The organism is Fimbriimonas sp. LA-C6 (genome assembly GCF_055398105.1).
In genome coordinates, this window is sequence record NZ_AP038796.1 from 934,933 (window position 1) to 957,493 (window position 22,561).

Sequence of the window (22,561 nt, forward strand, 5' to 3'; positions counted from 1 at the left end):
AGTCACATAAATCAACATCGAATGTCTGAAACTCAAGCCAATCACCCCACTCACCCCACCAGGAGCAAAACATTCAAATACTCCCTTTTAGGGTCGTTATTCAGTGTCCCTCGACTATCGCAAATACCCACTAAACTTTTTTTGAAAAAATATAAAAAATGTACTAACTAAATCGTTGCTGGCGCGTCACAGGATTGATAACCTGTCCATAAGCCGCCACGCACTGGGCGGGTTAGTAAACGGACCTATATGACCATACTGCTACCACTCGTTGGTTTTGTTCTCGCCGCGCTCGCGGTGTTTCTCTTTCGGTCATCGTCGAACCCCTCAGAACGTACCGCTAACCCGGGGTTTACTCCATTCGCCTGCACTGGCCTCCTGCTCGCGGTGAGCATCGGCCTCACGTGGAAATTCGGTTCTGAACAAGAACACATGCCCCTCGCTTTGGGGCTACTCGCGGGAGCCATCATCCCGCTCATCGGCGCATTCCTCCCCAAAGACGGAATCGGTCCCGCCTCAGTTGCCATCGGAGCAACCGGACCCGCCCTCCTGCTCTGGCTCCCAGACGCCAGCACCCGCCCATCGCAAACGGCTCTCATGATCGGAGTCCTCCTCTCCGTCATCTCCTTATGCAATAACCCAGGCGCATGCCTCTCCGGTACGGTCGCCGGAATAGTCGCCTGCATCACCATCCTCGGACGCTATAGCTCCAACAGCCAAAGCTACTCTCACGTAGGAGTCGTCATCGCCCTAGGCGCAGCCCTCCTAGGAATCGTCGTCGGACTGATTCAGAAGTCAGGCAAGAAGTTCGAGCCTCTGTCCCCAGTCCTTCTAGCGATCCTCATGACCGGCCTCGCCTACGCCATAGGCAACCGATACCTCTTCGTCTCCACCACCTGGGTCTGCATGGCCCTCGGAGTAGGCTCAGCCCTCGTCCTCAACTGGGTCATGCCCAACACCGAAGCCCCAGAACCCATGAGACTAACCCTCTCAGCCTTCATCTGGATCGGACTCGGCACCATCTGTTTCGGACTAGCGCGCGGCTTCGGAACGGCCCTCGCTCTCGGCATCGCCACCGCATTCTTCGTGGTAGTCGATAACCGCCGAGCCATTCTCACCGTCGGCCCACTCCTCAGCATCGTCCTCTACCGAGTCTTCCACCAGATGCACCCCGATGCGTCCCGAGCACTCGACATCGGCCAGCACTACACCATGGTCGGCTTCGCCGCAGGTGCACTCCTCCCCCTCATCCCCTATGAGTGGCTCAACGAGCGCCCCAACACCAAAGGCCAAACCGGATCGGTCCTCTGGGTCGCGCTCCTCGCCATCGTTCCCATGATCCTCTCGCTCATCCTCGATGCCAAAGGCACCGTAGGATTCATCGCAGGCCTAGGCTTCTGCACCATCCTCCACGGCATCCGCCCCAACCGCCCCGTCGCTCTCCTCCCAATTGCAGCAGGCGTCGCAGGCATCACCTACACCGGCTACAGCTGGATGTCCAACATCCCCGACATGACCCGCGACGACAAAGTCAGCTGGCTCATCAAAACCGCCGTAGTCGTCGCAATCCTTGCCGCAGGAATCTTCGCCCTCGGACTCAAATCCCGAACCACCAACCCACAAATCGCCACGGAGCCCCAATGAGCCGGTTTCTGAGCTTATTCATCGCCGTCCTCCTCGCAGGAGCATTCCTCACGTTCGGTATCGCCAAAGAGGTACCCCTCGGCTACGTCAAAGGCAAAGTCGTCATGGAGGAGAACAAGCGCCCGCTCGCACGCGCCCTCGTCTCCCTCATCCGAGTCGACGGACTCCAAGACGAAGAAAAAACCTCCCGCTACTGCACCACAGATAGCGAAGGAAACTTCCGCATCCGAAACCTCCCCGCAGGCACCTACCGACTAGACGCCTCCGCCAAAGAGCACTCACTCCAAAAAACCTCCATCACCGTAACAGAAGGAAAAGAAACCGAGCTAGACGTCCGCCTCTCCCCCAACGAGCCCTACCTCAAGCTCTACACAAGCCAAAAGGTCTACACGCCCGATGAGAAACCAGTCATCGAAGTCCACGGCTTCGTCCCACAAGACTCCCTAGCCGTAGACGTATACAAGTTAGACCTCGACGGCATCGCCAAGAAAGGCGGCATCCAACAAGCAATGGAGCCGCTCGCCTACGCATCCGATAGCGACGCCAATACAAAAATTGGAAGCTTCGCCAAGCTCTTCAAACGATCCCTCACAAAGATCAAAACCAAAGATGGCGAAGGTGCCTTCATCGAGCCCCTACAGATCCCAGAGCTTGAAGAAGGGCTCTACTACATCGAGTGCAAAGCCGGCGCCAAAATCGCCCGCAGCTACCTCAACATCACCCAAATCGCCCTGGTCACCAAGTCCAACAGCAAAGAATCCCTCTGCTACGTCACCGACATCCGCACAGGCAAACCCGTCCCAGGAGCCAAAGTTCTCACCCAGAACAAAACCGCTCTCGCAGACGGCGGGACCACCGACAAAGATGGCCTCATCACCGTTAGGATCAAACCAAACGGAGAGCAAGCTGTCGTAGCCGCCACGCTCGGTAAATCCACCGCCATCTGCGGCATGTACATCCGTTCCCACAACGAGGGAGAAGGAGACGGAGATGAAGAAGACAGCACCTCAGCATCCGATGGCGGAAGAATCTTCACGTATACCGACCGCCCCGTCTACCGCCCAGGCGACCTCGTCCACTTCAAGAGCATCGTAAGAAAACTCAAAGGAATCGAATACGAACTCCCCAAACCGGAAGTCGCACACATCGAGATCCGCGACCCAGACAAAAACCTGGTCAGCACCTCCACCGCCCCGCTCTCCAAACACGGCAGCTTCATCGGTCAATTCACCACCAGTCCCGAAGCCAAGCCCGGCGTCTACACCATCACCAGCACAGTAGGCGGTCTCACCGACCACTACTTCGTGAACCTAGCCGCCTACCGAAAACCAGACTTCAGCATCACCATCAAGCCCAACAAGGACTCGTACGTGATGGGCGACAAAGCAAAAGCAACCCTCAACTGCCAGTACTACTTCGGCGGCCCAGTTGCCGGAGCCAAAGTCAATGTCAGCATCTACCGAAGCCCCATCTGGTGGCAAGGCGAAGACGCAGATGACGAAGACTCTGAGTTCAGCAGCTACCGAGGCGGCGACTACAACAACGAAATCGAAACAACCACCGACGCAAACGGCCAAGCCATCATCGAGTTCCCAACACGCGGCAAAAACGACGACGAGGATGACGAACTCGCAACCGACTACAACTACTCCATCTCCGCCTACGTCAGCGACCAAAGCCAGAAAACGGTCTCCGGAAACGCCGACGTCCGCGTCAACCGAGGCAACTTCAACCTCAGCATCAACCTAGATCAATACATCGTCGCAGTAGGCGACACCGCCAAAGTCGATGTCGTCGCCAAAGCAAATGGCAAAAACGCCAAACCGATCCCCAACCAACCCGTACAACTCACACTCGGCCGGGACAAGTGGACGAACAACACTTCGGAGTTCATCCCCTCCAAAGTCATCAACGCCACCACCGGTGCCGACGGCATCGCACACCTAAGCATCCCCATCTATCAACACGACACAATCGTGCTGAAAGCAACCTCCAAAGATGACCAAGGCAAGATCATCCGAGCCAACAATTCCCTCTGGGTAGAAGGCTCGGAAATGCCACGCGTAAAGGAGAAACACTACCGATTCAGCCTCAAAATCGACCGCAAGAAATACAAAGTAGGAGAACAACTCAAAGCGATCATCCAGACCGACGCGCAAGGAGGCACCGCCCTCGTCACCGTCCAGTCAGACAAGATCTACCAAAAACTCCTGGTGCCCATCACCTCAGGAGCCACCACGTTCCAACTCCCAGTCACCAAGTTCAGCTCCCCCAACGCATACGTGAGCGTTGCCTACGTACGCGATAAACAGTTCCTCCAGGCCACCAAAGAGATCCTGGTCGAGAGACTCGAACGCGACCTCAAAGTCACCGTAACCCCAGACCGCCCAATCGCCAAACCAGGCGAAAGCGTCAAGTTCCTCATCCACACAGCAAACAAAGACGGCCTAGCCGTCCCCGCAGAAGTCTCCCTTGGTGTCGTAGACGAATCGATCTACGCCGTCAAACCCGACGGCACCGACATCAAAAAAGGCCTCTTCCCTCGCAAAGACAACGAAGTCGAAACCTCCTACTCCTTCCCCGAGATCTATCTCGACGGCGGCGACAAAGGTGGCGGCAACGTCCGGGTCAGAACCAAATTCATGGACACAGCAGCCTGGGAACCCCAAGTCATCACCGACGCAAAAGGCGACGCAACCGTCCGAGTAACCCTCCCCGATAACCTCACCACCTGGAGAGCAACCGTAGTAGGAGCCTCCGACGACAGCGCAGCAGGCATGGCCATCGGCAAAATCAGGGTCCGCAAAGACCTCATGATCCAACTAAACCTGCCCCAGTTCCTGGTGCAGCAAGACAGCCAGCGCGTAGCGATGATCGTCACCAACGACACCGGGCGCGATGCCGACGTCAACGTCCAAGTAGACACCACCGGCCTCAAACTCCAAAGCGACATCCCCAAAGTCATCCACGTCCCCACCGGACAACCCCAGACAGTCGAACTCAATCTCGACGCCGCCACCTCAGGCCCAGCCTCAGTAACGGCAAAAGCCTGGATCAACGGCGGAGACAGCGACGGCATCAAGAAAGAGATCCAAGTCCAGCCCCACGCAAGACTGGAAACAACCGCCTATTCGGGCGAGATCAACACCTCGGCCAAATTCACGGTCAACGTAGGAGCAAACGCCGATAAAACATCCGGCCGACTCGCCATCGCCATCAGCCCAACCGTCGCCTCCGGAATGGTCCAATCACTAGACTCCCTAGTGAAGTTCCCCTACGGCTGCGTCGAACAAACACTAAGCCGATTTCTCCCTGCCGTTCAGGTCATGCACACCACTCGTGGAATGCAGATCGAACGCCCAGACCTAGAAAAACGCGTCCCCCGCATCGCCGCAGACGGCTACGCCCGCCTCGTCCGCATGCAACACGCCGACGGAGGCTGGGGCTGGTGGGAGTACGACGAAACCGACGCCTTCATGACCTCATGGGTCCTCGACGGCATCCTCCGCGCCAGAGATGCAGGCTATCCACACCCCGCAGCCCTCAACGTCCCCAAAGCAGTCGCCTGGGTCAATAAACGGATCACCAATCCAAACCCCAAAGACACGCTGGTCGACCGCCTCTACATGGCCCTCGTTCTCTCCGAATACGGCCACAACAAAGAAGCAGCCACCATACTCGACGCCAAAAAGCTAGCGGAAGCTTCCACAGGAGAACTCGCCCTAGCCGCCCTCCTTGCCCACTCACTCGGCAACAAACCGTTCGAGGAATCGATGCTCGCGAAACTCCGCACCACCGCCAAAGGTGGAGAAATCGCATCCTGGCCATCCAGAGGAGACTGGTGGTACGGCGAAGAAGACACATCCTTGTCCCTCCTCGCCTTCGCCACATGCACACCCAACGACCCCATCGTCCCCAAGATCGTCCGGTATCTCATGAAGAAACGAGGTCCAGAAGGCTGGTACTCCACAAGAGCAACAGCCCTCACCATCTCCGGACTCACCAAGTACCTCGACTCGGTTCCCCAGTCAATTGCCGATTCGGAACTCACCATCCGCATCAACGGCAAATCCGCCAAGACAGTCCGGATCGATAAGAACACCCTCCTCAAGCCCGACTTGAAACTGGAGTTCCCCATCACCGACCTGCAACCAGGCGACAACACCGTAGAGCTGCAAAAGACCGGCTCAGGAACCTCCTACTACAGCGCCGACCTCAAACAGTACAACGCCCAAGACAAACTGCCCCAGATCGTGAGCAACAACGACCTCAACGTCGAAAGGCACTACTACCTGCTCAAAGCACAGCGAACAGAAGACGGAAACCTCCGCCTACTGCCTTCCACAAGACCCATCGAGCAAGCCGTGTCCGGAGACATCATCCGGTGCGAAATCACCATCCACGCCAAGAGCAACGACCGCTACATCCTCATCGAAGACCCCATCCCAAGCAACTGCCGAATCACCGAGCGCGACGATCCCGGCGAAGATGGCACCTGGAACTGGTGGTGGTCCCAAACCGTGATCCGAGATGACCGAATCTCGTTCTTCGCGAACTCCCTACCAAAAGGCGACTACAAGATCGCATACACGCTCCGTGCAGAAAGCTCAGGCATCTCCCATGCCATGCCCACCCACATAGAAAACATGTACGATCCAAACGTCGTCTCCTACGGTGGCGAAAACAAGCTAGAGGTGACCAAGTGAAGCGCCTGCTCCTAGCAGCTCTTCTCATCTCCGGCGGAGTGGGGGCCTTCATGGCCCTCCCCAAAGAATCCGTCCTAGCAGGCTACGCCACACCCCTAGAAGGCAGAACTGCCAACCAACGCCACAACGCCCGCCTAGCCATCCTCAGGCTAAACGGAGCCGTCATCAAACCCAATCAAGTGTTCTCTTTCAACCAGAAAGTAGGCACCTTCTCACGCGACAGGGGCTTCAAAAGAGCCCCCGTCAGCTACAACGGCCAACTCATAGACGACTGGGGAGGAGGCGTCTGCCAAGCCTCCACCACCCTCTACAACGCCGCCCTACTCTCCGGCATGACCATCGTAGAACGCAACCGCCACCGCTTCTGCCCCTCCTACGTCCCACCCGGCCGAGACGCAGCCGTAGCCTTCAGCAATATCGACCTCCGCTTCAAAAACCCACACTCCTACCCCGTAAGAATCCGGGCAAGAATCGACGAACAAGCCATCCGAATCGAACTCTTAGGCCCCCAAGAACTAGAAAACCGCCCCACCGTAACCCAAGAAGTAAAAGAAACCCTAACCCCCGCCACCTACACCATAGGCCACCCCTCCAACGCCGCCAGAGTCAGAAACACCGGCAAACTAGGCTGCCAAGTAGCCGTCTACCGAACCCAAGGCCAAACCAAAGAACTCATCTCCGAAGACACCTACCCAGCCATGAACCGAGTAATCCAATACCGCTAACCCCAGAACCCTCCGACTCCTTTCCTTTCACCCCCAAGAGAAAAGGCAGTCATAGAAGAATCCGGCTGCTCCCCAAATCGCCACGAAGGCCCCGATGCAAGGTCCGAAAAGCTCTGAAGGAGCGACCTATATAAGCCCAAGTCGAAGCGAAGCACAGGCCAGGGAAAGCGCAGCTTAACACCAGGGGCTGCGGAGAAAGAAGCACCCGGACGGGAACGAAACTGTCCCGACCTCAAAAAATCACAACCTGCGGTCTAACCGCATACTCAACAAATCACGTCCGGATAGCTCTGAACGAGCGACCTATATAAGCCCAGGTCGGAGCAAAGCGCAGCTTAAAGCCAGGGGTGGGGTGCTGCGAATGCAGCACCAGGGCGGGAACGAAACTGTCCCTTCCTTTAAAAAGAACAACCCCCAAATCTAGGTAAACAAACAGATGAACTAACCTCCGGCCCCTTTCCTTTCGTCCCCGAGAGGAAAGGTGGGGATAGGAGAGTCCGGCTGCTTACCAAATCACAGCATTCATCCAGCGGCCCATTCGGCAAATTAACTTCATACGGGTATGGCACAAGAGGACAATCCTGATCCTAATCCACATCCAAAGCGAAGATCGGCAAACTTAAGCCTGGACGGAAACACAATCCCAACATCAAGCATGGCGTACTGCGAATGCAGCACGTGATTGGTAAACGTCACGATCCCGCCCTCACTAAATCAACCTACCAAACCAACGACCAACCCCGCAATCAACGTCCGAAAAGCTCTGAAGGAGCGACCTATATCAGACGCTGTCTTAGCTTGTCAATGGTATGAACTTCCTTTGCTTTCCAAAGAGTGTGGTGTACCGCTGTTTTGTTCCTGAGTAGGTGGGTGGTATTCCTTTCTGGTGCCGCTTCAAGATGCCGTAGCAGAGCATGATGAGCTTGCGGCAGCAAGCCGTAATGGCTGCAAGTTTGGGAAGACCTCTGCTGATGAGTCTTTCGTAGAAAGCTCCAAGAACCGCATTGTGCTTCACTCCCGCAAGAGCAGACATATGCAGGTTGCCTCTTACGCTACTTGGACCTTGTTTTGAGATCTTGGTTCTTCCTTTCCAGGTGCCAGATTCCTTCTTCACTGGGTTCAGTCCAGCTGCGGCGCTTGCTTGTTGAGCGCTCTGGTAGGTCTTGTAGTTCCAGCGCAGATGGCTCAGGATCCGTATGGCAGTAAGCTCTCCAACTCCTGGTTCTGCAACAAGAGCCACCACCATGGCTTGCATGCCTGCATCCGCAGCGATGAGGTCCTCAATATCGGTCAAGACTCTGAACCTCTCTTCTTCTAAAACCTGAACCATGCGCTTGATGGAATCCTTGATAGCCCCGCGAACGGCGTCACTCTCAAGTCTGTTCCTCTCTTGCAAAGCAAGCTTCTCCAGGTCATCTGCACGCCGAAGAAGCATCGTCATCGTGTCGTACACCTCTGGATCTGGATCCCAGAGCTTTGGCTTCATCATCTGAGCGTAGCGAGCAATCGCTCTTGAGTCGGATCGATCCGTCTTGTTTTGAATCCTCGCTCCAATCGCAAAGTGCTGAATGACCCTTGGGTTCTCACAGCTCACGCAAAGACCCGCTTCAGACAAAAAACGGGCAAGACCCAGTCCATACGTTCCTGTCGATTCCATACAGAAATGAATCTGTGAAGCTTCCGCTTTCTCTAAGCACCAGCCAAGAAGCTCTCGAAACCCTTGCACACTGTTCAAGAACTTGCGAGTCGCCATCCTGCCACTAGTACCACTCAAAAACGCGGCGTCCAAACTCTTCTTAGAAACATCAATCCCAACAAACCCTTCCACTTCAGCCCTCTTCCAGATGTATTCTTAGACGGTCGCCGGACCTCTGGCTTGTAAATGCGATGAAGTTCCCTTCGTGGATATCTTCGAGACGCTGTTCGAGGACCCTGGCGACCTATTGACCGAGCGCTCCCTATTATCCGAGGACAACGCCTCAAGCCCAGGTCCGCGCATTGAGCCGGTCAAATAAGTCTCTATCTAAGATACAAGCCCAGGTCGAAGCGAAGCGCAGCTTTAAAACCATGGGTGGGGTGCTGCGAATGCAGCACCAGGGCGGGAACGAAACTGTCCCTTCCTTTAAAAAGAACAACCCCCAAACCTAGGTAAACAAATGAACTAACCTCCGTCCCCTTGGACTGCCGAAAGCAAAAGAATGGTCCTGAAACTCATATCCCCGGGGACGATGAAAGCGTCCAATCTCGTTAACCGCAACTCCCATAAACCCCAATCGTCAATGGAGTGGCTCGGAAACTGACCCTTTATTAAGACACCAACTGAAATCTCAAAACCAAGCTTAAATTCTTGTCACAACATACCAACATTAATGTCAACTATGGGAACTTGGGATTTCGGACCCTTCGAAAACGACAGTGCCGCAGACTGGCTGTACGAGCTAGAGGCATCACCTGACTCGTCAATCTTAGCCTCAACACTCAAACTTATCACCGAGATAGGCGACGACTACCTGGAAGCACCCGATTGTGAGTCTGCCATCGCGGCAGCAGAAATCGTTGCCGCTCTCAACGGCAAACCTCGCGAGAACCTGCCTGACATCGCTTCTGAGTGGCTGAAGAAACATCAGTCCGGAAACCCTGCATCACTTCTACCAACCGCCACGGCCGCAATCAAGAGAATCCAAACGAACTCAGAACTCCAAGAGCTTTGGGCCGAGTCGGATGAGTCCGACAAATGGAACGCGTCGCTCGACGATCTCTTATCCCGCTTAGCCTAAAAACCACTGCCGCCTCATCCAATTTTGAATCCAACATCTTGGGCTTAAGGCGGCAGATGCAACCATAATCACGACCAAAAGCCCCATCGCAGAAACAGGTTGAACGAAATCGCCTAACATCATCTCTAATCACCAAATGAAGGGAATTGCGATGGCTTCGGCGATGTTTGCGAGTGCTGTGGGGCTTGGCTGCTGTGGGGTGGGGCGAGACTCCCAGAAGGTCAACTTTAGCCAACAACAGAACATCGTCATCTGGGACGCCGAAAAGGGCATCGAACACTTCGTACGAAACGCCCAATTCGACACAAACGGCCCCGACCTCGGCTTCATCGCACCCACACCCTCCAAACCAACCCTTGTAAAGGTCGATCAAGCTGCGTTCAGTCTCCTGTCAAACCTGAGTCCACTCACAGTCAAAGCCGACGAAGCCGGGACCAAGTCCGCCTCAAAACGGGACGCAGGAGTCCATGTCATTCAGATCGTCGATGTGGCCGGCTACCGAGCAACCACGCTCCTTGCATCGGACTCACATGCCCTCACCGACTGGCTCAACGAGAACCATTACCAAGTCAAACCAGGAATCGAGAAATGGCTCAGCTTCTACGTGAAGAAGCACTGGTACCTAACCGCATTCAAAGTCATCCAGCAAAAGAAGGCAGCTCAAACCGGCGTCATTAGGATGACCTTCAAAACCGAAAAGCCATTCAACCCCTATTACGTTCCCAAAGAGAACCTCGGCGGAAGATTTGCCCCCCAACTCTCGCTCTACTTCATCTCCGCAGATCATATGTCTGCAACAATCGGCAACTCCACCTCTTGGAGAGAACCTCTATGGGAGGGCAAGCTAGATTCCCAATCCACAAATGACCTAGCCCGCTTTCTCAAGCTGGACGCAGCTGACATCCCAAAGAATGCCACCCTCACCCACTACGAGGCTCCCTTCATCGATAACGCGAAAGACGATCTCTACTTCCAAGAGGACAAAGGATCGATTGGCCTCATCCTTGTCGTCCTAGGACTCGTAGGTGGAGGAGCATACGTCTCCACCAAACTCGCCCGCACCGTCACCCCCGCACAACCGGCGTAGCCCATCCGTCGTACTCGCCACCCAACCCATCAGCAACCTCCCAAAGCCACTCGGTGAGCTGGAGGATCACGTCTATATCGATTGCCGTCTGGTAGTGAAACTCACAACGAAAAGGAAGCGCCCCGGGCGAATCGTCCCCCGATGAACCCAACGTAAAGCCTCGCTCCAAAATTGCCTCATGGAACTTGGCCCTAGCCTCCGCAGAAGGGAAATAGGCGTTGAAATCCACCTTGCGGGGAATCTCTGCCTTGTCTCCGTGAGACTTAAGCTTCATCAGCAGAAGCTCATTTGAAGCCGCGCGCGCTTCAAACGGGGTCGGAGTCAACGTATCTGTATAGGTCTTCCAATTTGAATCTAGGTGACAATCTAACGGAAGGGAAATCTTCTTGAACACACTCAACTTCACTTGAACAGGTCCATCAAGAGCTTTGGGAACATAGAAATAGGACTCCTGCCGCCCTGCCCCAAAAAGGTGTCCAGCATAAACAGCTCCAACACTAGGTGCCCATTTCTCAGTGAGATAGTCTTCAATCTTCTGAGCAGCGCCGTAATCTTCAGACGATGGAAACCCTTGCTGTTCCGGTTCGTAATCCCATCGTGCTGTCACCAGATACGGGAGGTCAGGGTTTGGGACGTCCTCCAGGATTTGCTTGAGAAGCATCACTCGAAACGGCCCTTCATTACGCGAAAATCTTTCGTATCTGCCACTCATGTTCGATAACCAGAAGGTCAATGACCAGAGATGATAGACGAAAGGTGAGAGGCCTTTGGTTCGTGATGGAGCCGTTGCTCGCCTGATCATTTACTTCGAAAAACGGCGAGAAAACGAGCGTTTTTTGGCAAAAAAAGGCTAAAAAACACCAAATTTTAGTACTGAAAAAGAGAAAAGGGAGCACGCTCTCCCCAAGCGAAACTCCCGCGGATATAAACCCAATTTCGGTTAGGAAATGGCACCTTTAAACAAACATCAGGCTGGTAAACGCAACCACCAAGTTACAGAACGCGAAAAGAACAAACAACGAACATCTCCCGAATCGGGGACCTATCTGCGTTCACCAAACCTCAAACAACAATGGGAGTTTATCAGCATTTATGATAAACTTCGTCAAGTTTAACTTGTCTCTATTCACAGTAAGTGGTCTGTATTTTCAGAAACTTACACGATTTCTTAACATGAAAGACGTCTCACCCAAACTGTACCGAGCGCACCTTGGAGGACTTGAGAGCTATGTTCAAATGGGGCACTACCACTTGGTGGAACAGCAGCGCAAGTTCACTCAAGAGCCAGATAGCTGGCTCCTGTTCCTCTTCGACCACTCGGGAACGATGTTCCTTAAGAATCTCCCTCATGCTTACGAACCAGGTTCAATAGGCCTCATCGGTCCAGGAACCAAGTGCGAATTCAACCGCGTTGGGACAGGCACCCTCTGCTACTATGCCCGCTTCAAATTGAGTTCAACCGGTCCAGCGGTAACACTTCCAGCATTATCCCACCTATTAGAATTTGAGGATCTCAGGCGCAAAGAAATGGTCGACAGCATGGACCTTCTGAGCTTCTCCACCACGCGAGCAATCGCGTTTCTCACAAATCTTTTGTGGTCTATATCTAAACCCGCTGCTGACTTCCGAAAAGCCGACATCATCTACGATGCCGAAGATTGGATCCGCCAGCACCTCTCAGACGACATCCGCATCGGTGAACTCACCCACACCCTCCAGATCAGCCACACCCATCTTCTGACCCTTTTCCGAGAAGAACACGGCTGCACCATCCAGGAATATATACGAGAACAGCGCGTAGAACTTGCACGAAAGCTCCTCGCCGAAAGAGGCCGAACCATCAAGTCGGTAGCCGCTTCCTGCGGAGTTTCAGACCTGCACCAGTTCAACAAGCTGATCCGAACCTACACCGGCCAATCCCCCCGAGCCCTTCAACAGCTACTTCAAAGACGCTAAAAACGCATTGACCTGCCTTCGAGTTCGAAGTCGATGAACAGTCAAGTGTGGGTTCCGCCGGAGGTAGTCGGCATAGTCCTCCCGCCGACTCTTGAATGTCCGAACGGCAAATACCCAAAGCGATTCCCGAGGATGGAACTGAACCCAGAACCGTTCGATGTTGCCATTACATACAAGTTCCTTCGTGATACATCGACGAATGGTTCTCACGATAAGGGCTGGTATGACGAACTGCATCGAGAGGTCAAGCCAAATGACCGTATCCAGTTCAGCCTCCATCATCGGTCGGAGATTGCTCGTAAACCCATCGATCACCCAACCCGGGTGCTGAAGTTCAGTCTTAAGGAGTTCCCTCTTTTCTTCCGCTGGCCGGTCAGTCCAATTGGGCAGCCAGTGAAGCTCGTCAATGTTCACATAGTGAAGATCAAACCGCCTCGCGAGGAGCCTGGCAGCATACGACTTCCCCGAACCAGGGGATCCAATCACCGCTATGTATCGACCGACTTCAGGCATAAGCGTTTATACACGAGAAACGTGATGTAAGAAGAGCCTGAGTAGTGTGTGTGTCCTCGGAATCGAACGAGTCTGGTGCAATACCGGTTGATGCTGCAATGTTGGTGAGTTTCTGATGAAGGGGGCCGGTTATGACAATGTTAAATGGTACATTTTAAACGTGAAACTCCTCTATGCATTGCTCTTGCTAGTGTCGGTCCTTTCAAGCTTGGCGCTGGTTGGGTGTGGTGGTGGAGGCTCCAATCTCACTTTTGACGTGGTCCTCAGCAGTTCAGTTGTAGCTACAAACTCTAGCGGAACAACCCTCACGCCTCCGGTCCCAGTCAGTGGGTCGCCCGCGGCTGTGATGACCTCAAAAATCACGTTCAACACTCTCTACAACGTGGACTCTTCTACGGTGACGATCGATGTTCAAGACGAAAGCGGACACTCAATCACTGGCGGAGCCAAGTTGATGAGCCACAACACAAGCACCGATCAGTATTCGTACTCCGTCAACATTCCGGATAACAGCCTTCACCAGGTTCGCACCTACACTGCCCTGGTACTAGCGAAAGACACTTCTGGAAATGTCGTTCCGTTCGTAAGCGCTATCGGTTCTGTTCAGCAATTGGCAGCACCGTAATGGCATCTCACTCTGAAGTTCGAAGGTTCCAGCGCACCAGCAGCTATGCCTTGCTGATTGAAGAGGGCAAGATCCTGTTGTGCCGTCTCGTAAACCAAGATCCCGGCAAGCGGGCATGGACGTTGCCAGGCGGTGGTATCGATTTTGGTGAGCACCCAACACAGACAGTGAAGCGCGAAGTTCGAGAAGAGACTGGCCTTGAGGTTGAGGTCGGGGAGTTCCTCGGGTTTGACTCAATCGTGTTCCCATTCACTCACTGCCACATGCACAACATCCGGTTTGTCTACAAAGCAACGATCACGGGTGGTGAGCTTGTTTATGAGACGGAAGGGACAACAGATCGCTGCGAGTGGTTCCCACTTGAAGCTGTAAAGAGTCTGCTCACTGTTGACCTTGTGGGAAGCGCACTCAACATGCTAGCTGAGTCTCAGGCTTAGGCCGCAGCTTTATCTGGAACTTCGTCCCAGTGGGAAACACGGTTGCGCCCTGTCTGTTTCGAGTGATAAAGTGCAGCATCCGCGCGTGCAATAAGCTCTTTACCTGTGACGCCTACTCCATCCCACGTGGCGACTCCTAAGCTTGCAGAGACCTGCCGGTGTTTCCATTCCTTGCCGTAGATGGCTTCTCGGAACCGTTCGGCGGCATGGATGGCCTGAGTCTTGTTGCAGCCTTCCAGGATGATCGCAAACTCTTCTCCACCATAGCGCGCAGGGAACTCGCTGGAACGCGAAGTCTCCTTGAGAGTTGCAGCAAACTTGATGAGCACATCGTCACCCACCTGATGTCCAAACTCGTCGTTGAACTTCTTGAAATGATCGATGTCGAGGAGGATTAGTGAGAACAGGTTGGCCGGCGCAGGTCGTTGCTGTGCCTCCTGCATCGCGTCTTCTAGCATCTCTTGGAACCTCCTGTGGTTCCAAAGGCCGGTGAGTCCATCTGTGACTGCCAGGTGGTTCAGCTTGCGGTTTGCCTCCTGAAGCACGCCCTGCTGTTGCTCGAGTTTGACTGCGAACTCGCGAACGGTCTGCTCAGCCAGTTTGCGCTCGGTGACATCAATGTTGGCGCAGACCGCGCCCACTGCCAGGCCGTTACGGCCTTTGAGGCAGATGACGCTGCACGCTAGGTAGCGGCGTCGGCCATCGGGCAAATCGTAGGTCCAATCGAAATTCGGCTCGTAACCGTGCTCAAAGATCTGATTGACCCGATTAGAGTCCCAAAGGGTTGAGCTGTTCGCATTGAACACCTCCCAGATCGGTTCTTGGAACGCCTCGTGACCGTCGATCCCAAAGACGTCGTGCGCGGCGTTGTTCCACTCGTGGATCAAGCCTTCTTCATCAAAGGTGAAACAGGCTACGGGCAAACCGTTAAAGAGTTCTTCAAACCTGCGAGAAGCCACTTTAAGGCTTTCGTTGGTATCTTGCAGAAGCTGAGCGTTTCGTTCGAGCTGCTCTTTCTGCTCGTTGAGCTCCATCTCGTTGCGCAAGATTCTGCGTGCGACTTTGATTCTGGAGAACAACTCCTCTCTGTCCAGAGGTTTGCTAAGGAAGTCATCGACGCCTGCTTCAAACGCTTCCAGCCGATCGGCTCGCTCTCCTTTGGCGCTACAGAGGATAAAGTAGACGTAGTTGCCATTCAGTTTGCGAAACTCTCGACAAAGGTTGACCCCGTCCATTTCTGGCATCATCCAGTCGGAGACGACGAGGCGATAGCCGTGGCGTCGATAGAGTTCGAGGGCTTCGTTTCCGTTGACTGCGGTATGGACGGGTATTCCCTGGGACACAAACATCCGCTGAACCAGGAGAGCTGATACGGGATCATCCTCCACGATTAATACTTTCGGTCCAGTTGCAGTTGATGCGAGTAAGTCCATATCTGGAACGCGCTGCCCACGCATTCCTAATTCTCGGCAACTATTTCTTCGTTCTTGATATGGCGTCAGCGGTAGGCATCGTGCCATGCCTTCTTCCACTTGGTATGCACATATCGATTGATCGAAAAGGGGCTGGAGGAACGTTCGATTGGAGCCTGAACTTCGCTGAACGCCAGTACGTATCCTGCCTGTTTTGCGAGTTTCTCGCTTCTCTTGTCGAATTTACCGTTGGGGTACGCCAAGTAGCGCACCGGGTGTCCTAGGTGACGTTCTAAATCGAATTTTGAGCGGACAAATTCTTCTTTGATGGAGGCGTCTGATACTAATCTTAGGTCTGCCACGTGGGTGACGGTCTGGCTGGCTATGGTTACGAGACCTTCTCGGTCGAGAGCTTTGAGTTGGCTCCAGTTCATCTTTGGGCGTCCTACCGAAGAACCGACGAATCCCGTGTGTACAAACATCGCCGCGGGGATACGGCGCCGTTTCAAAACAGGATAGGCCAGCGAACTGAAGCCAAGATAGTTATCGGCGAACGTGATGGCAATCGCCTTAGGCGGGAGTGGTTTCTTATACCGAACATACGCCTCGATCTGGCTGAGCGAGACGAACTGGGCTCCGTGGGCAGCGAGCCAGTCGAGCTGTGATTCGAACTCTTTGACCGTGCAATCGAACCATAGTGAGTTGCCGTCACGCTTGGTAAGCATGTCGTGGTAGGTGAGGATGGGCGTTTTGCGGGCAGGAACGCTGGTCGCGATGAGGAGAAGAAGTGTTAGGCTCAAAGGTGTTGCTTATGAATACCCGGTAATGGATGGCTCTGGCGCGTTTGACGTCGGATAGGATTGTTGGTATTGGTGTTTGGATGAACTGGAAATTGAGTACCAGGGCGGCGCTTTCGCTTGCCCTTCGCTGAGACGGAGCGCCCCATTTGGGGCTATCGTTCTTGGGCTGTACTTGCATGAAGCGACACAAGGCTCGTCGTCAATACGAGTTGTGAGAGAGTTGAAGTTGCTCTATCCGAGTATTTGGTCCGAAGCAAAGGATCATAATCTGCTGGAATGAAAAAACTACTCAAGCGATTGCTACCGGAGGGGTTGAAGGACCGATCCCGAAGCTTGCGAGCAAAAGGTATTGCAGTCCTGGCTGGTCGAACAAATCTCACCCGTGGGCCGCTGAGCCAGATCTTTGTTCGTGGTCAGGGGATTGAGGTGGGTGCTTTGAATTGGCCGCTCGAAGTCCCTAGCGGTTGTCAGACCAAGTATGTGGACTGTCTCTCTGTTGAGATGCTCCGTGAGCGGTATCCGGAGCTGGCGAATGTGAGCTTTCCGGTAGACATCGTTGCGCAGATCGAGACTTTGGAGGGGATTGCGGATGAGAGTCAGGACTACGCCATCGCCAACCATGTGGTAGAGCACTCGCGGAACCCGATTCGAGCACTGCATAGTTTGCTCCGCGTTTTGAAAGTCGGCGGAGTGCTTTTCCTTACCTTGCCCGACAAGCGCTTTACGTTCGATGTGAAGCGAGAAATTACGCCCTTTGCCCACGTTCTCCGCGACTATCAGGAAGGCTCCGACTGGGGTGACCTCGACCACTACCGAGACTTCGCTCGCAACGTTCTTGAGGGGATCGAAGAGGACAAGATCGAGGAGACCGCCGTAAGGATGCACGCCAACCAGGACGACATTCACTTCCACGTGTGGACACAGATCGAGATGTTGGAGATGCTAACCCGAACCCACCTTGAGTTAGGTTTTCCTTTCGAGTTCGAAATCATGTCTAAGACCGGGTTAGAAGCGATCTTCGTGATGCGAAAGACGGGATCAATGCCTCCTGCTCCTTAAGATAGTGTCCCGTGCTTGCAAAGAACGATACAAGCCCATGCGAAACAGGCTTCAAGAGTGTTGTTCACAGGTTCAAAAGGAACTCACCGTAGACTCCTGAATCAAAAACTATTGAAACGACTGACCGCCAGCATGTGAGACAAAAGCATCCATCAAACACAAAAATGGGCGGGCAAAACGCCCGCCCATTTCTCAATCAGTTACCGACTTACTTCAGCTTAACAGGCCACTTCGTGACCTCAACCTTGGAAACAATCACATCTTCCAAAGGTGCATCCCGCTCATCGCGAGGAGCCGTCACAATCTTGTTCACAACATCCATGCCCTCGATGACCTCACCGAAAACCGAATACTGATTGTCAAGCGACTCAGCCCGGCCGTGCATGATGAAGAACTGGCTACCCGCACCATTAGGATCACCCGTTCGAGCCATGCTCAAAATTCCAGGCTGGTGAAGCACGTCGTTAAACTCGGCCTTCACGTTGTAACCAGGTCCGCCCATTCCCCAACCGGAATGATCCTTGCTCTTCGTATTAGGATCGCCGCCCTGAATCATAAATCCAGGAATCACCCGGTGGAAGCGAGTCCCATCATAAAACTTCTTGCCGGCGAGGGTCAGGAAGTTCTTCACGTGGTTAGGAGCCTTCGTCGGGAAGAATTTTAGAACGATACGCCCCTTGTTCGTGTTGATGATCGCAATCGGATCGCCATCCTTCGGCAACCGAGCACCATATCCCGCTGTCTTAGGAAGTCCCTTGTCAATCTTCCCGTCCTCGTTGAACACGCTACCGTCCGCCGCCTTCTTATCCTGCGGTGCCGGAGCAGAGGTAGGGGCAGGCGCGGTCGTAGCACCAGTTGGAGTTGCCGAAGTTGTAGCAGTGGATGTCACCGGCTTATCAGCAGGAGGAGTGTTCGAGGCAACAGGCGTCTTCGCCGACGTATCCGCCGAAGAAGTGCTGGAAGGAGCATCGTTAGACGCACAGCCCACGATGGCCAGAGCGAGAATGTAGAGTGCGGACTTCATGGTTCTTTTATGACACGTAAACAGACGGATCTGCGCAATGTCCCAAATCGTTTCTTCCCAACAGGATTACCAGGACCCAACGCAGATCAAACCCTAAAGGTTCCCAACCTCAATTCCGAGGCTTCAAATCTTCCGGCATCCACACGGGCAGCCCCGCAATCGACTTCCGAGCAGCATCCGAAGTCGGCACCCCCCACGTCTGGAAGAACGGCCCCAAATTCCGATGAACCTGCTTCGAAAACCGAATCATCCACTGATCCCGCTTCTCATCATCCGTCTTCGGCAGGTCAGCCGCCTTCGTCTCGTGATACCCCTTGAAGAACTTCTTAAACGCATCCCAACCAAACGCCTCCTGCAACTGCTGAAACATTGAAAGCGCCAAAAATGGATCGTCCTTCCAAGCCTCAAACTTAGCCCCAGCGGCCATGTACTTCTGAATGTTCTTCTTCCGCTCCGCAATCGCCGGGTGCCCCGGATCGTGGTTCAACTTCTCCTGACAGTACAAAGAGGCCAAGTTGTTCGTCACTTCCCCACACCCATCAAACGTCCAAGCCCCCTGGTCCAAATCCTGATGGTTATGACCCATCTCGTGGTAGTAACCCCAAACCGCCGCCTTCGGCTCCCGAAGCTTCTTCACATCCACAATGTTCTGCTCAACATCCAGATGCATCATGATCGGATACCCCGAGTGCATGTACCCCGCACTGATCTCCTCATCCATCACAAACCGCTCCGGATAACGACGCGTCCGCGAGATGGCATACAGATCCGCCTGATGGTCCATCATCTCATCCCAAAAATCCATCAGCTTGTCCGGGTTGTCCAAGTTCCGAACCAACTTAGAAGGAACACTCAAAACCAACTTGTCCGACCCAATCTCCGCCCAAGGACCAGGCGCATTCCGAATCACCTTCCACTGCGCCAAGCTGGTCCTCCCCTTCACATAGATCGGAGCCTTCACCGCCCCCTGAATAGAAAACGGAACAGTCCCCAACTTGGAATTTTCAGGAACCTCTACATAGACCGGACCGCCAAAAGCACACGCCAACCGAGTACTCGACTTCGTAATCTCCACCGTCTTCGTCAGGTCCCCAGGAAACCGAGTCCACCGATCAATCCCCTGGATGTCGTCAATGTGACACCCAATGCGGAACGTGAACTTCTTGCCCACAACAGCCGCAGGCACGTTCAAAGTAATCACTTCCCCAGGCGCCGCATACAACCCCGTGCTATGCCAATTGGGCACCCGAGTGTCCACCAAAACCTTCTCCGTCACCCGCTCCGCAGTCGTCGAAACAACCCCAGGAAAATTCACCACACTCGGATGAGTCGGCTGATCATCCACCGCCCGAACCTGAAGCTCCCGCAACTCAAGAATCGCCCGAATCTGAGTAAACGGCTGAGACTCAACCGCAGGGCTCTTAGACCCAATCAAAAACCCAGCCGTGTTCTCCAAAGCAACAGCCCGCGCCCGCTGAATAAAAGACTCACTCGTATTCGTGTTCTGAATAGCATTCAAAACCACCTTCAAAGCAGCACCCACCTGCTCCTTAGAAAGCGAAACTTCATGCTTCTGAAACTTCACCAAGGTGTTGAGAGCCTCGCTCTCCGGCGACGGCGTCTGAGAAAGAACAGCTGCGAGACTTAGTGCAAGGAGTGTCATAACGGTTTCCGATCGATCAGCCCATTTTAGAATGATTATCCACTTGCGCGTGTAAATAAATTAATCGTCTGCCCAAGAACATCCACAAACTCAGTCAGAAGCCAAACCCCATGTCCGCTATTCCGAAGCTCCAACATCGCGATCGCCATACAATCCCAGCCGAAACGTCCGAACATCTCTGCAAAAAGCGCACCACTTCAGAAGGGGATGCGATGCTGCGAATGTCGCACTAGAGCGGGACCCGCCACACTCTATTCCCGACCAAGACCCAGCCGAAACGTCCGAAAAGCTCTGAAGGAGCGCCCCATATAAGCCAGGTCGAAGCGAAGCGCAGGCCTGAGAAAGCGCTCTGTTCCCTACCAAGACCCAACCGAAACGTCCGATAGCTCTGAAGGAGCGACCCATATAAGCCCAGGTCGGAGCGAAGCGCAGGCCTGGGAAAGCGCAGCTTTAAAATAGGGGTGGGGTGCTGCGAATGCAGCACTTGGGCGGGAACGAAACCGTCCCTTCCTTACTACGACAACCCACCAAACTTGACGCCCCCAACACAATCTGCTACCATCTATAAATGTGTGAGCTAAATTACTTTAGCTCACATAGAAGAACTCTTTTCGAAGGTGAAAACATGGTTCGACAAACAATTCTAGGTCTATGCGCCGCAACCGTAGCGCTCTCTTTGCACGGAAATGCAATGGCTGATTACACAGCAACAATCAATCCAAACACAACCTGGGGAACCTGGGAAGGCTGGGGAAGCTCCCTCGCATGGTGGGCACGCGCTATAGGCGGAACAACAAACGCCAGCACCTACGCCGACCTCATCTACACAACCAACAGCGTCAACGGAGTCCCCGGACTAGGACTCAACGTCGTCCGCTACAACGTAGGCGGAGGCGGCATCAACCAGTCCCAAGAGAAAAAATCCCCCAACATGCCGTGGTACAAAGACATCCACGCCTACTGGGTCGACTGGAACAGCAGCGACATCACCTCCACCAGCTGGAACTGGTGGGTCGATTCCAACCAACGCAACATGATGTGGATGGCCCGAGACAGAGGCGCCAACCAATTCGAACTCTTCTCCGACTCCCCCGTCTGGTGGATGAACGCCAACCACAGCACCTCCGGCAGCGACACCGCAGGCGCAGACAACCTCACCAGCTGGAACAACACCCAATTCGCCGACTACATGGCCAAAGTCGCCAAGTACGCCGCCACAAACTGGGGCATCAACTTCACCTCAGTAGAACCCTTCAACGAACCCGCAGCAGGCTGGTGGAACTACCCCAACGGACAAGAAGGCTGCAACTTCTCCCGTAGCCTCCAATCCACCATCATCGGCAACCTCAGGTCTTCCCTCAACTCACAAGGCCTCACCGGCGTAGCCGTAGCAGCCTCCGATGAAAACAGCGTCGACGACGCCATCAACACCTGGAACAGCTTTAGCTCAACCACCAAAAACAACGTCGGCAGAGTCAACGTCCACGGCTACTCAGGACTCAACCCCTACCGAGGATCCGGACGCAGCACCCTCCGTTCCATCGTCGGCACCAAGAAAATCTGGTGCACCGAGTACGGCGACAACGACGCAAGCGGCATGACCATGGCCGATAGCATCACGCGAGACATGTACGGCCTCCGCCCAACCGCCTGGTGCTACTGGCAACCCGTTGAGCCAGACGGAGGAGCCTACGGCTGGGGACTCATCAACGCCACCTACGCAGACAACGGAGACGGAGCCGTATCAGGGGTCACCACCCCGCTCGTCCGAGTCAACCGCAAGTTCTACGTCTACGGCCAGTTCACCCGCTACCTCAAAGCCGGCTACACCATCATCAACATCGATGACCACAACTCAGTAGCCGCCTACAACCCCACCCTCCACCGCCTCGTCATCGTCACCGTAAACTTCGGCACCGGACAGTGGGTCAACTACAACCTCTCAGCGTTCACCACCATCGGATCCACCTTCACAAGGGTCGGCACAACCACCGCACCCGGAGGAGGCGTGCCCGATTGGCTCCTCATGACCGATAGCTGGCCCGTCAACAACCCGTCGGGCAAAATCTTCTGGTCATACTTCTATCCAAACACCGTCCAGACCTTCATCCTAGACGGTGTCTACAAGTAGAT

Annotated in this window: 17 protein-coding genes; 10 read left to right on the plus strand and 7 right to left on the minus strand. The window is 54.2% G+C overall.

Annotated features, from left to right (window positions below; translation table 11 throughout):
* The first annotated feature begins 249 nt into the window (after window positions 1–249).
* From ACZ51B_RS04430 to ACZ51B_RS04440, 3 genes are read left to right on the plus strand one after another with little or no spacing between them, the layout of a single operon-like run.
* Window positions 250–1,644, plus strand: coding sequence for a hypothetical protein (locus tag ACZ51B_RS04430; RefSeq protein ID WP_464296029.1), 1,395 nt, complete (start codon window positions 250–252; stop codon window positions 1,642–1,644).
* A complete protein-coding gene (locus ACZ51B_RS04435) occupies window positions 1,641–6,350 on the plus strand; it encodes an alpha-2-macroglobulin family protein (protein WP_464296030.1) in 4,710 nt (1,569 codons plus the stop codon). Before ACZ51B_RS04430 ends, ACZ51B_RS04435 begins: the two co-directional genes overlap by 4 nt.
* Complete coding sequence (locus ACZ51B_RS04440; RefSeq protein WP_464296031.1) at window positions 6,347–7,075, plus strand: VanW family protein; 729 nt, start codon at window positions 6,347–6,349, stop codon at window positions 7,073–7,075. The genes ACZ51B_RS04435 and ACZ51B_RS04440 overlap by 4 nt, the downstream gene beginning before the upstream one ends.
* A gap of 793 nt (window positions 7,076–7,868) precedes the next feature.
* Here ACZ51B_RS04440 and ACZ51B_RS04445 read toward each other — a convergent pair.
* Entirely contained in the window at window positions 7,869–8,903 is a 1,035-nt protein-coding gene (locus ACZ51B_RS04445) for an IS110 family RNA-guided transposase (protein ID WP_464294522.1), read from the minus strand.
* A gap of 550 nt (window positions 8,904–9,453) precedes the next feature.
* Between ACZ51B_RS04445 and ACZ51B_RS04450 the strand changes: the two genes are divergently transcribed.
* Both ACZ51B_RS04450 and ACZ51B_RS04455 read left to right on the plus strand, forming a co-directional pair.
* Window positions 9,454–9,852, plus strand: a complete 399-nt coding sequence (locus tag ACZ51B_RS04450; protein WP_464296032.1) for a DUF4259 domain-containing protein — start codon at window positions 9,454–9,456, stop codon at window positions 9,850–9,852.
* Between the two features lie 136 nt (window positions 9,853–9,988).
* The gene (locus ACZ51B_RS04455) at window positions 9,989–10,939 is read left to right on the plus strand and encodes a DUF2330 domain-containing protein (protein ID WP_464296033.1); all 951 of its coding nucleotides are present in this window, start codon (window positions 9,989–9,991) and stop codon (window positions 10,937–10,939) included.
* Here the strand turns inward: ACZ51B_RS04455 and ACZ51B_RS04460 are convergent.
* Window positions 10,917–11,600 carry a DUF695 domain-containing protein gene (locus ACZ51B_RS04460; protein ID WP_464296034.1) on the minus strand — a complete coding sequence of 228 codons (684 nt, stop codon included), beginning with the start codon at window positions 11,598–11,600 and terminating at the stop codon, window positions 10,917–10,919. The genes ACZ51B_RS04455 and ACZ51B_RS04460 overlap by 23 nt on opposite strands.
* 512 nt (window positions 11,601–12,112) lie before the next feature.
* On the opposite strand from ACZ51B_RS04460, the gene ACZ51B_RS04465 reads away from it, so the two are divergent.
* The gene (locus ACZ51B_RS04465; protein WP_464296035.1) at window positions 12,113–12,895 is read left to right on the plus strand and encodes a helix-turn-helix domain-containing protein; all 783 of its coding nucleotides are present in this window, start codon (window positions 12,113–12,115) and stop codon (window positions 12,893–12,895) included.
* Here the strand turns inward: ACZ51B_RS04465 and ACZ51B_RS04470 are convergent.
* The gene (locus ACZ51B_RS04470; protein WP_464296036.1) at window positions 12,878–13,408 is read right to left on the minus strand and encodes a P-loop NTPase family protein; all 531 of its coding nucleotides are present in this window, start codon (window positions 13,406–13,408) and stop codon (window positions 12,878–12,880) included. The two genes, ACZ51B_RS04465 and ACZ51B_RS04470, sit on opposite strands and share 18 nt — an antisense overlap.
* Before the next feature lie 160 nt (window positions 13,409–13,568).
* On the opposite strand from ACZ51B_RS04470, the gene ACZ51B_RS04475 reads away from it, so the two are divergent.
* Together ACZ51B_RS04475 and ACZ51B_RS04480 are read left to right on the plus strand one after the other, a co-directional pair.
* Entirely contained in the window at window positions 13,569–14,033 is a 465-nt protein-coding gene (locus tag ACZ51B_RS04475; protein ID WP_464296037.1) for a hypothetical protein, read from the plus strand.
* A complete protein-coding gene (locus ACZ51B_RS04480) occupies window positions 14,033–14,470 on the plus strand; it encodes an NUDIX hydrolase (protein ID WP_464296038.1) in 438 nt (145 codons plus the stop codon). Before ACZ51B_RS04475 ends, ACZ51B_RS04480 begins: the two co-directional genes overlap by 1 nt.
* Here the strand turns inward: ACZ51B_RS04480 and ACZ51B_RS04485 are convergent.
* A complete protein-coding gene (locus tag ACZ51B_RS04485) occupies window positions 14,467–15,990 on the minus strand; it encodes a diguanylate cyclase (RefSeq protein WP_464296039.1) in 1,524 nt (507 codons plus the stop codon). The genes ACZ51B_RS04480 and ACZ51B_RS04485 overlap by 4 nt on opposite strands.
* On the minus strand, window positions 15,969–16,682 hold the full coding sequence (locus ACZ51B_RS04490; RefSeq protein WP_464296040.1) for a polysaccharide deacetylase family protein: 714 nt from the start codon (window positions 16,680–16,682) through the stop codon (window positions 15,969–15,971). The genes ACZ51B_RS04485 and ACZ51B_RS04490 overlap by 22 nt, the downstream gene beginning before the upstream one ends.
* Window positions 16,683–16,958: 276 nt before the next feature.
* On the opposite strand from ACZ51B_RS04490, the gene ACZ51B_RS04495 reads away from it, so the two are divergent.
* Complete coding sequence (locus tag ACZ51B_RS04495) at window positions 16,959–17,741, plus strand: class I SAM-dependent methyltransferase (RefSeq protein WP_464296041.1); 783 nt, start codon at window positions 16,959–16,961, stop codon at window positions 17,739–17,741.
* A 208-nt stretch (window positions 17,742–17,949) separates the two neighbouring features.
* On the opposite strand, the gene ACZ51B_RS04500 is transcribed toward ACZ51B_RS04495, so the two are convergent.
* The gene (locus ACZ51B_RS04500; protein WP_464297167.1) at window positions 17,950–18,441 is read right to left on the minus strand and encodes a peptidylprolyl isomerase; all 492 of its coding nucleotides are present in this window, start codon (window positions 18,439–18,441) and stop codon (window positions 17,950–17,952) included.
* A 433-nt stretch (window positions 18,442–18,874) separates the two neighbouring features.
* The gene (locus ACZ51B_RS04505; protein WP_464296042.1) at window positions 18,875–20,428 is read right to left on the minus strand and encodes a M60 family metallopeptidase; all 1,554 of its coding nucleotides are present in this window, start codon (window positions 20,426–20,428) and stop codon (window positions 18,875–18,877) included.
* A 625-nt stretch (window positions 20,429–21,053) separates the two neighbouring features.
* On the opposite strand from ACZ51B_RS04505, the gene ACZ51B_RS04510 reads away from it, so the two are divergent.
* Window positions 21,054–22,559: a glycoside hydrolase gene (locus ACZ51B_RS04510; protein WP_464296043.1), complete on the plus strand. Its 1,506-nt coding sequence runs from the start codon at window positions 21,054–21,056 to the stop codon at window positions 22,557–22,559.
* Window positions 22,560–22,561: the final 2 nt, after the last annotated feature.

Bases quoted from the DNA above. Each gene is read 5' to 3' on its own strand.
- ACZ51B_RS04495 (WP_464296041.1), top strand. From the start codon at position 16,959: ATGAAAAAACTACTCAAGCGATTGCTACCGGAGGGGTTGAAGGACCGA.
- ACZ51B_RS04460 (WP_464296034.1), bottom strand. From the start codon at position 11,600: ATGCTTCTCAAGCAAATCCTGGAGGACGTCCCAAACCCTGACCTCCCG.
- ACZ51B_RS04505 (WP_464296042.1), bottom strand. From the start codon at position 20,428: ATGACACTCCTTGCACTAAGTCTCGCAGCTGTTCTTTCTCAGACGCCG.
- ACZ51B_RS04470 (WP_464296036.1), bottom strand. From the start codon at position 13,408: ATGCCTGAAGTCGGTCGATACATAGCGGTGATTGGATCCCCTGGTTCG.
- ACZ51B_RS04480 (WP_464296038.1), top strand. From the start codon at position 14,033: ATGGCATCTCACTCTGAAGTTCGAAGGTTCCAGCGCACCAGCAGCTAT.
- ACZ51B_RS04510 (WP_464296043.1), top strand. From the start codon at position 21,054: ATGGTTCGACAAACAATTCTAGGTCTATGCGCCGCAACCGTAGCGCTC.
- ACZ51B_RS04485 (WP_464296039.1), bottom strand. From the start codon at position 15,990: ATGGCACGATGCCTACCGCTGACGCCATATCAAGAACGAAGAAATAGT.
- ACZ51B_RS04430 (WP_464296029.1), top strand. From the start codon at position 250: ATGACCATACTGCTACCACTCGTTGGTTTTGTTCTCGCCGCGCTCGCG.
- ACZ51B_RS04450 (WP_464296032.1), top strand. From the start codon at position 9,454: ATGGGAACTTGGGATTTCGGACCCTTCGAAAACGACAGTGCCGCAGAC.
- ACZ51B_RS04435 (WP_464296030.1), top strand. From the start codon at position 1,641: ATGAGCCGGTTTCTGAGCTTATTCATCGCCGTCCTCCTCGCAGGAGCA.
- ACZ51B_RS04465 (WP_464296035.1), top strand. From the start codon at position 12,113: ATGAAAGACGTCTCACCCAAACTGTACCGAGCGCACCTTGGAGGACTT.
- ACZ51B_RS04455 (WP_464296033.1), top strand. From the start codon at position 9,989: ATGAAGGGAATTGCGATGGCTTCGGCGATGTTTGCGAGTGCTGTGGGG.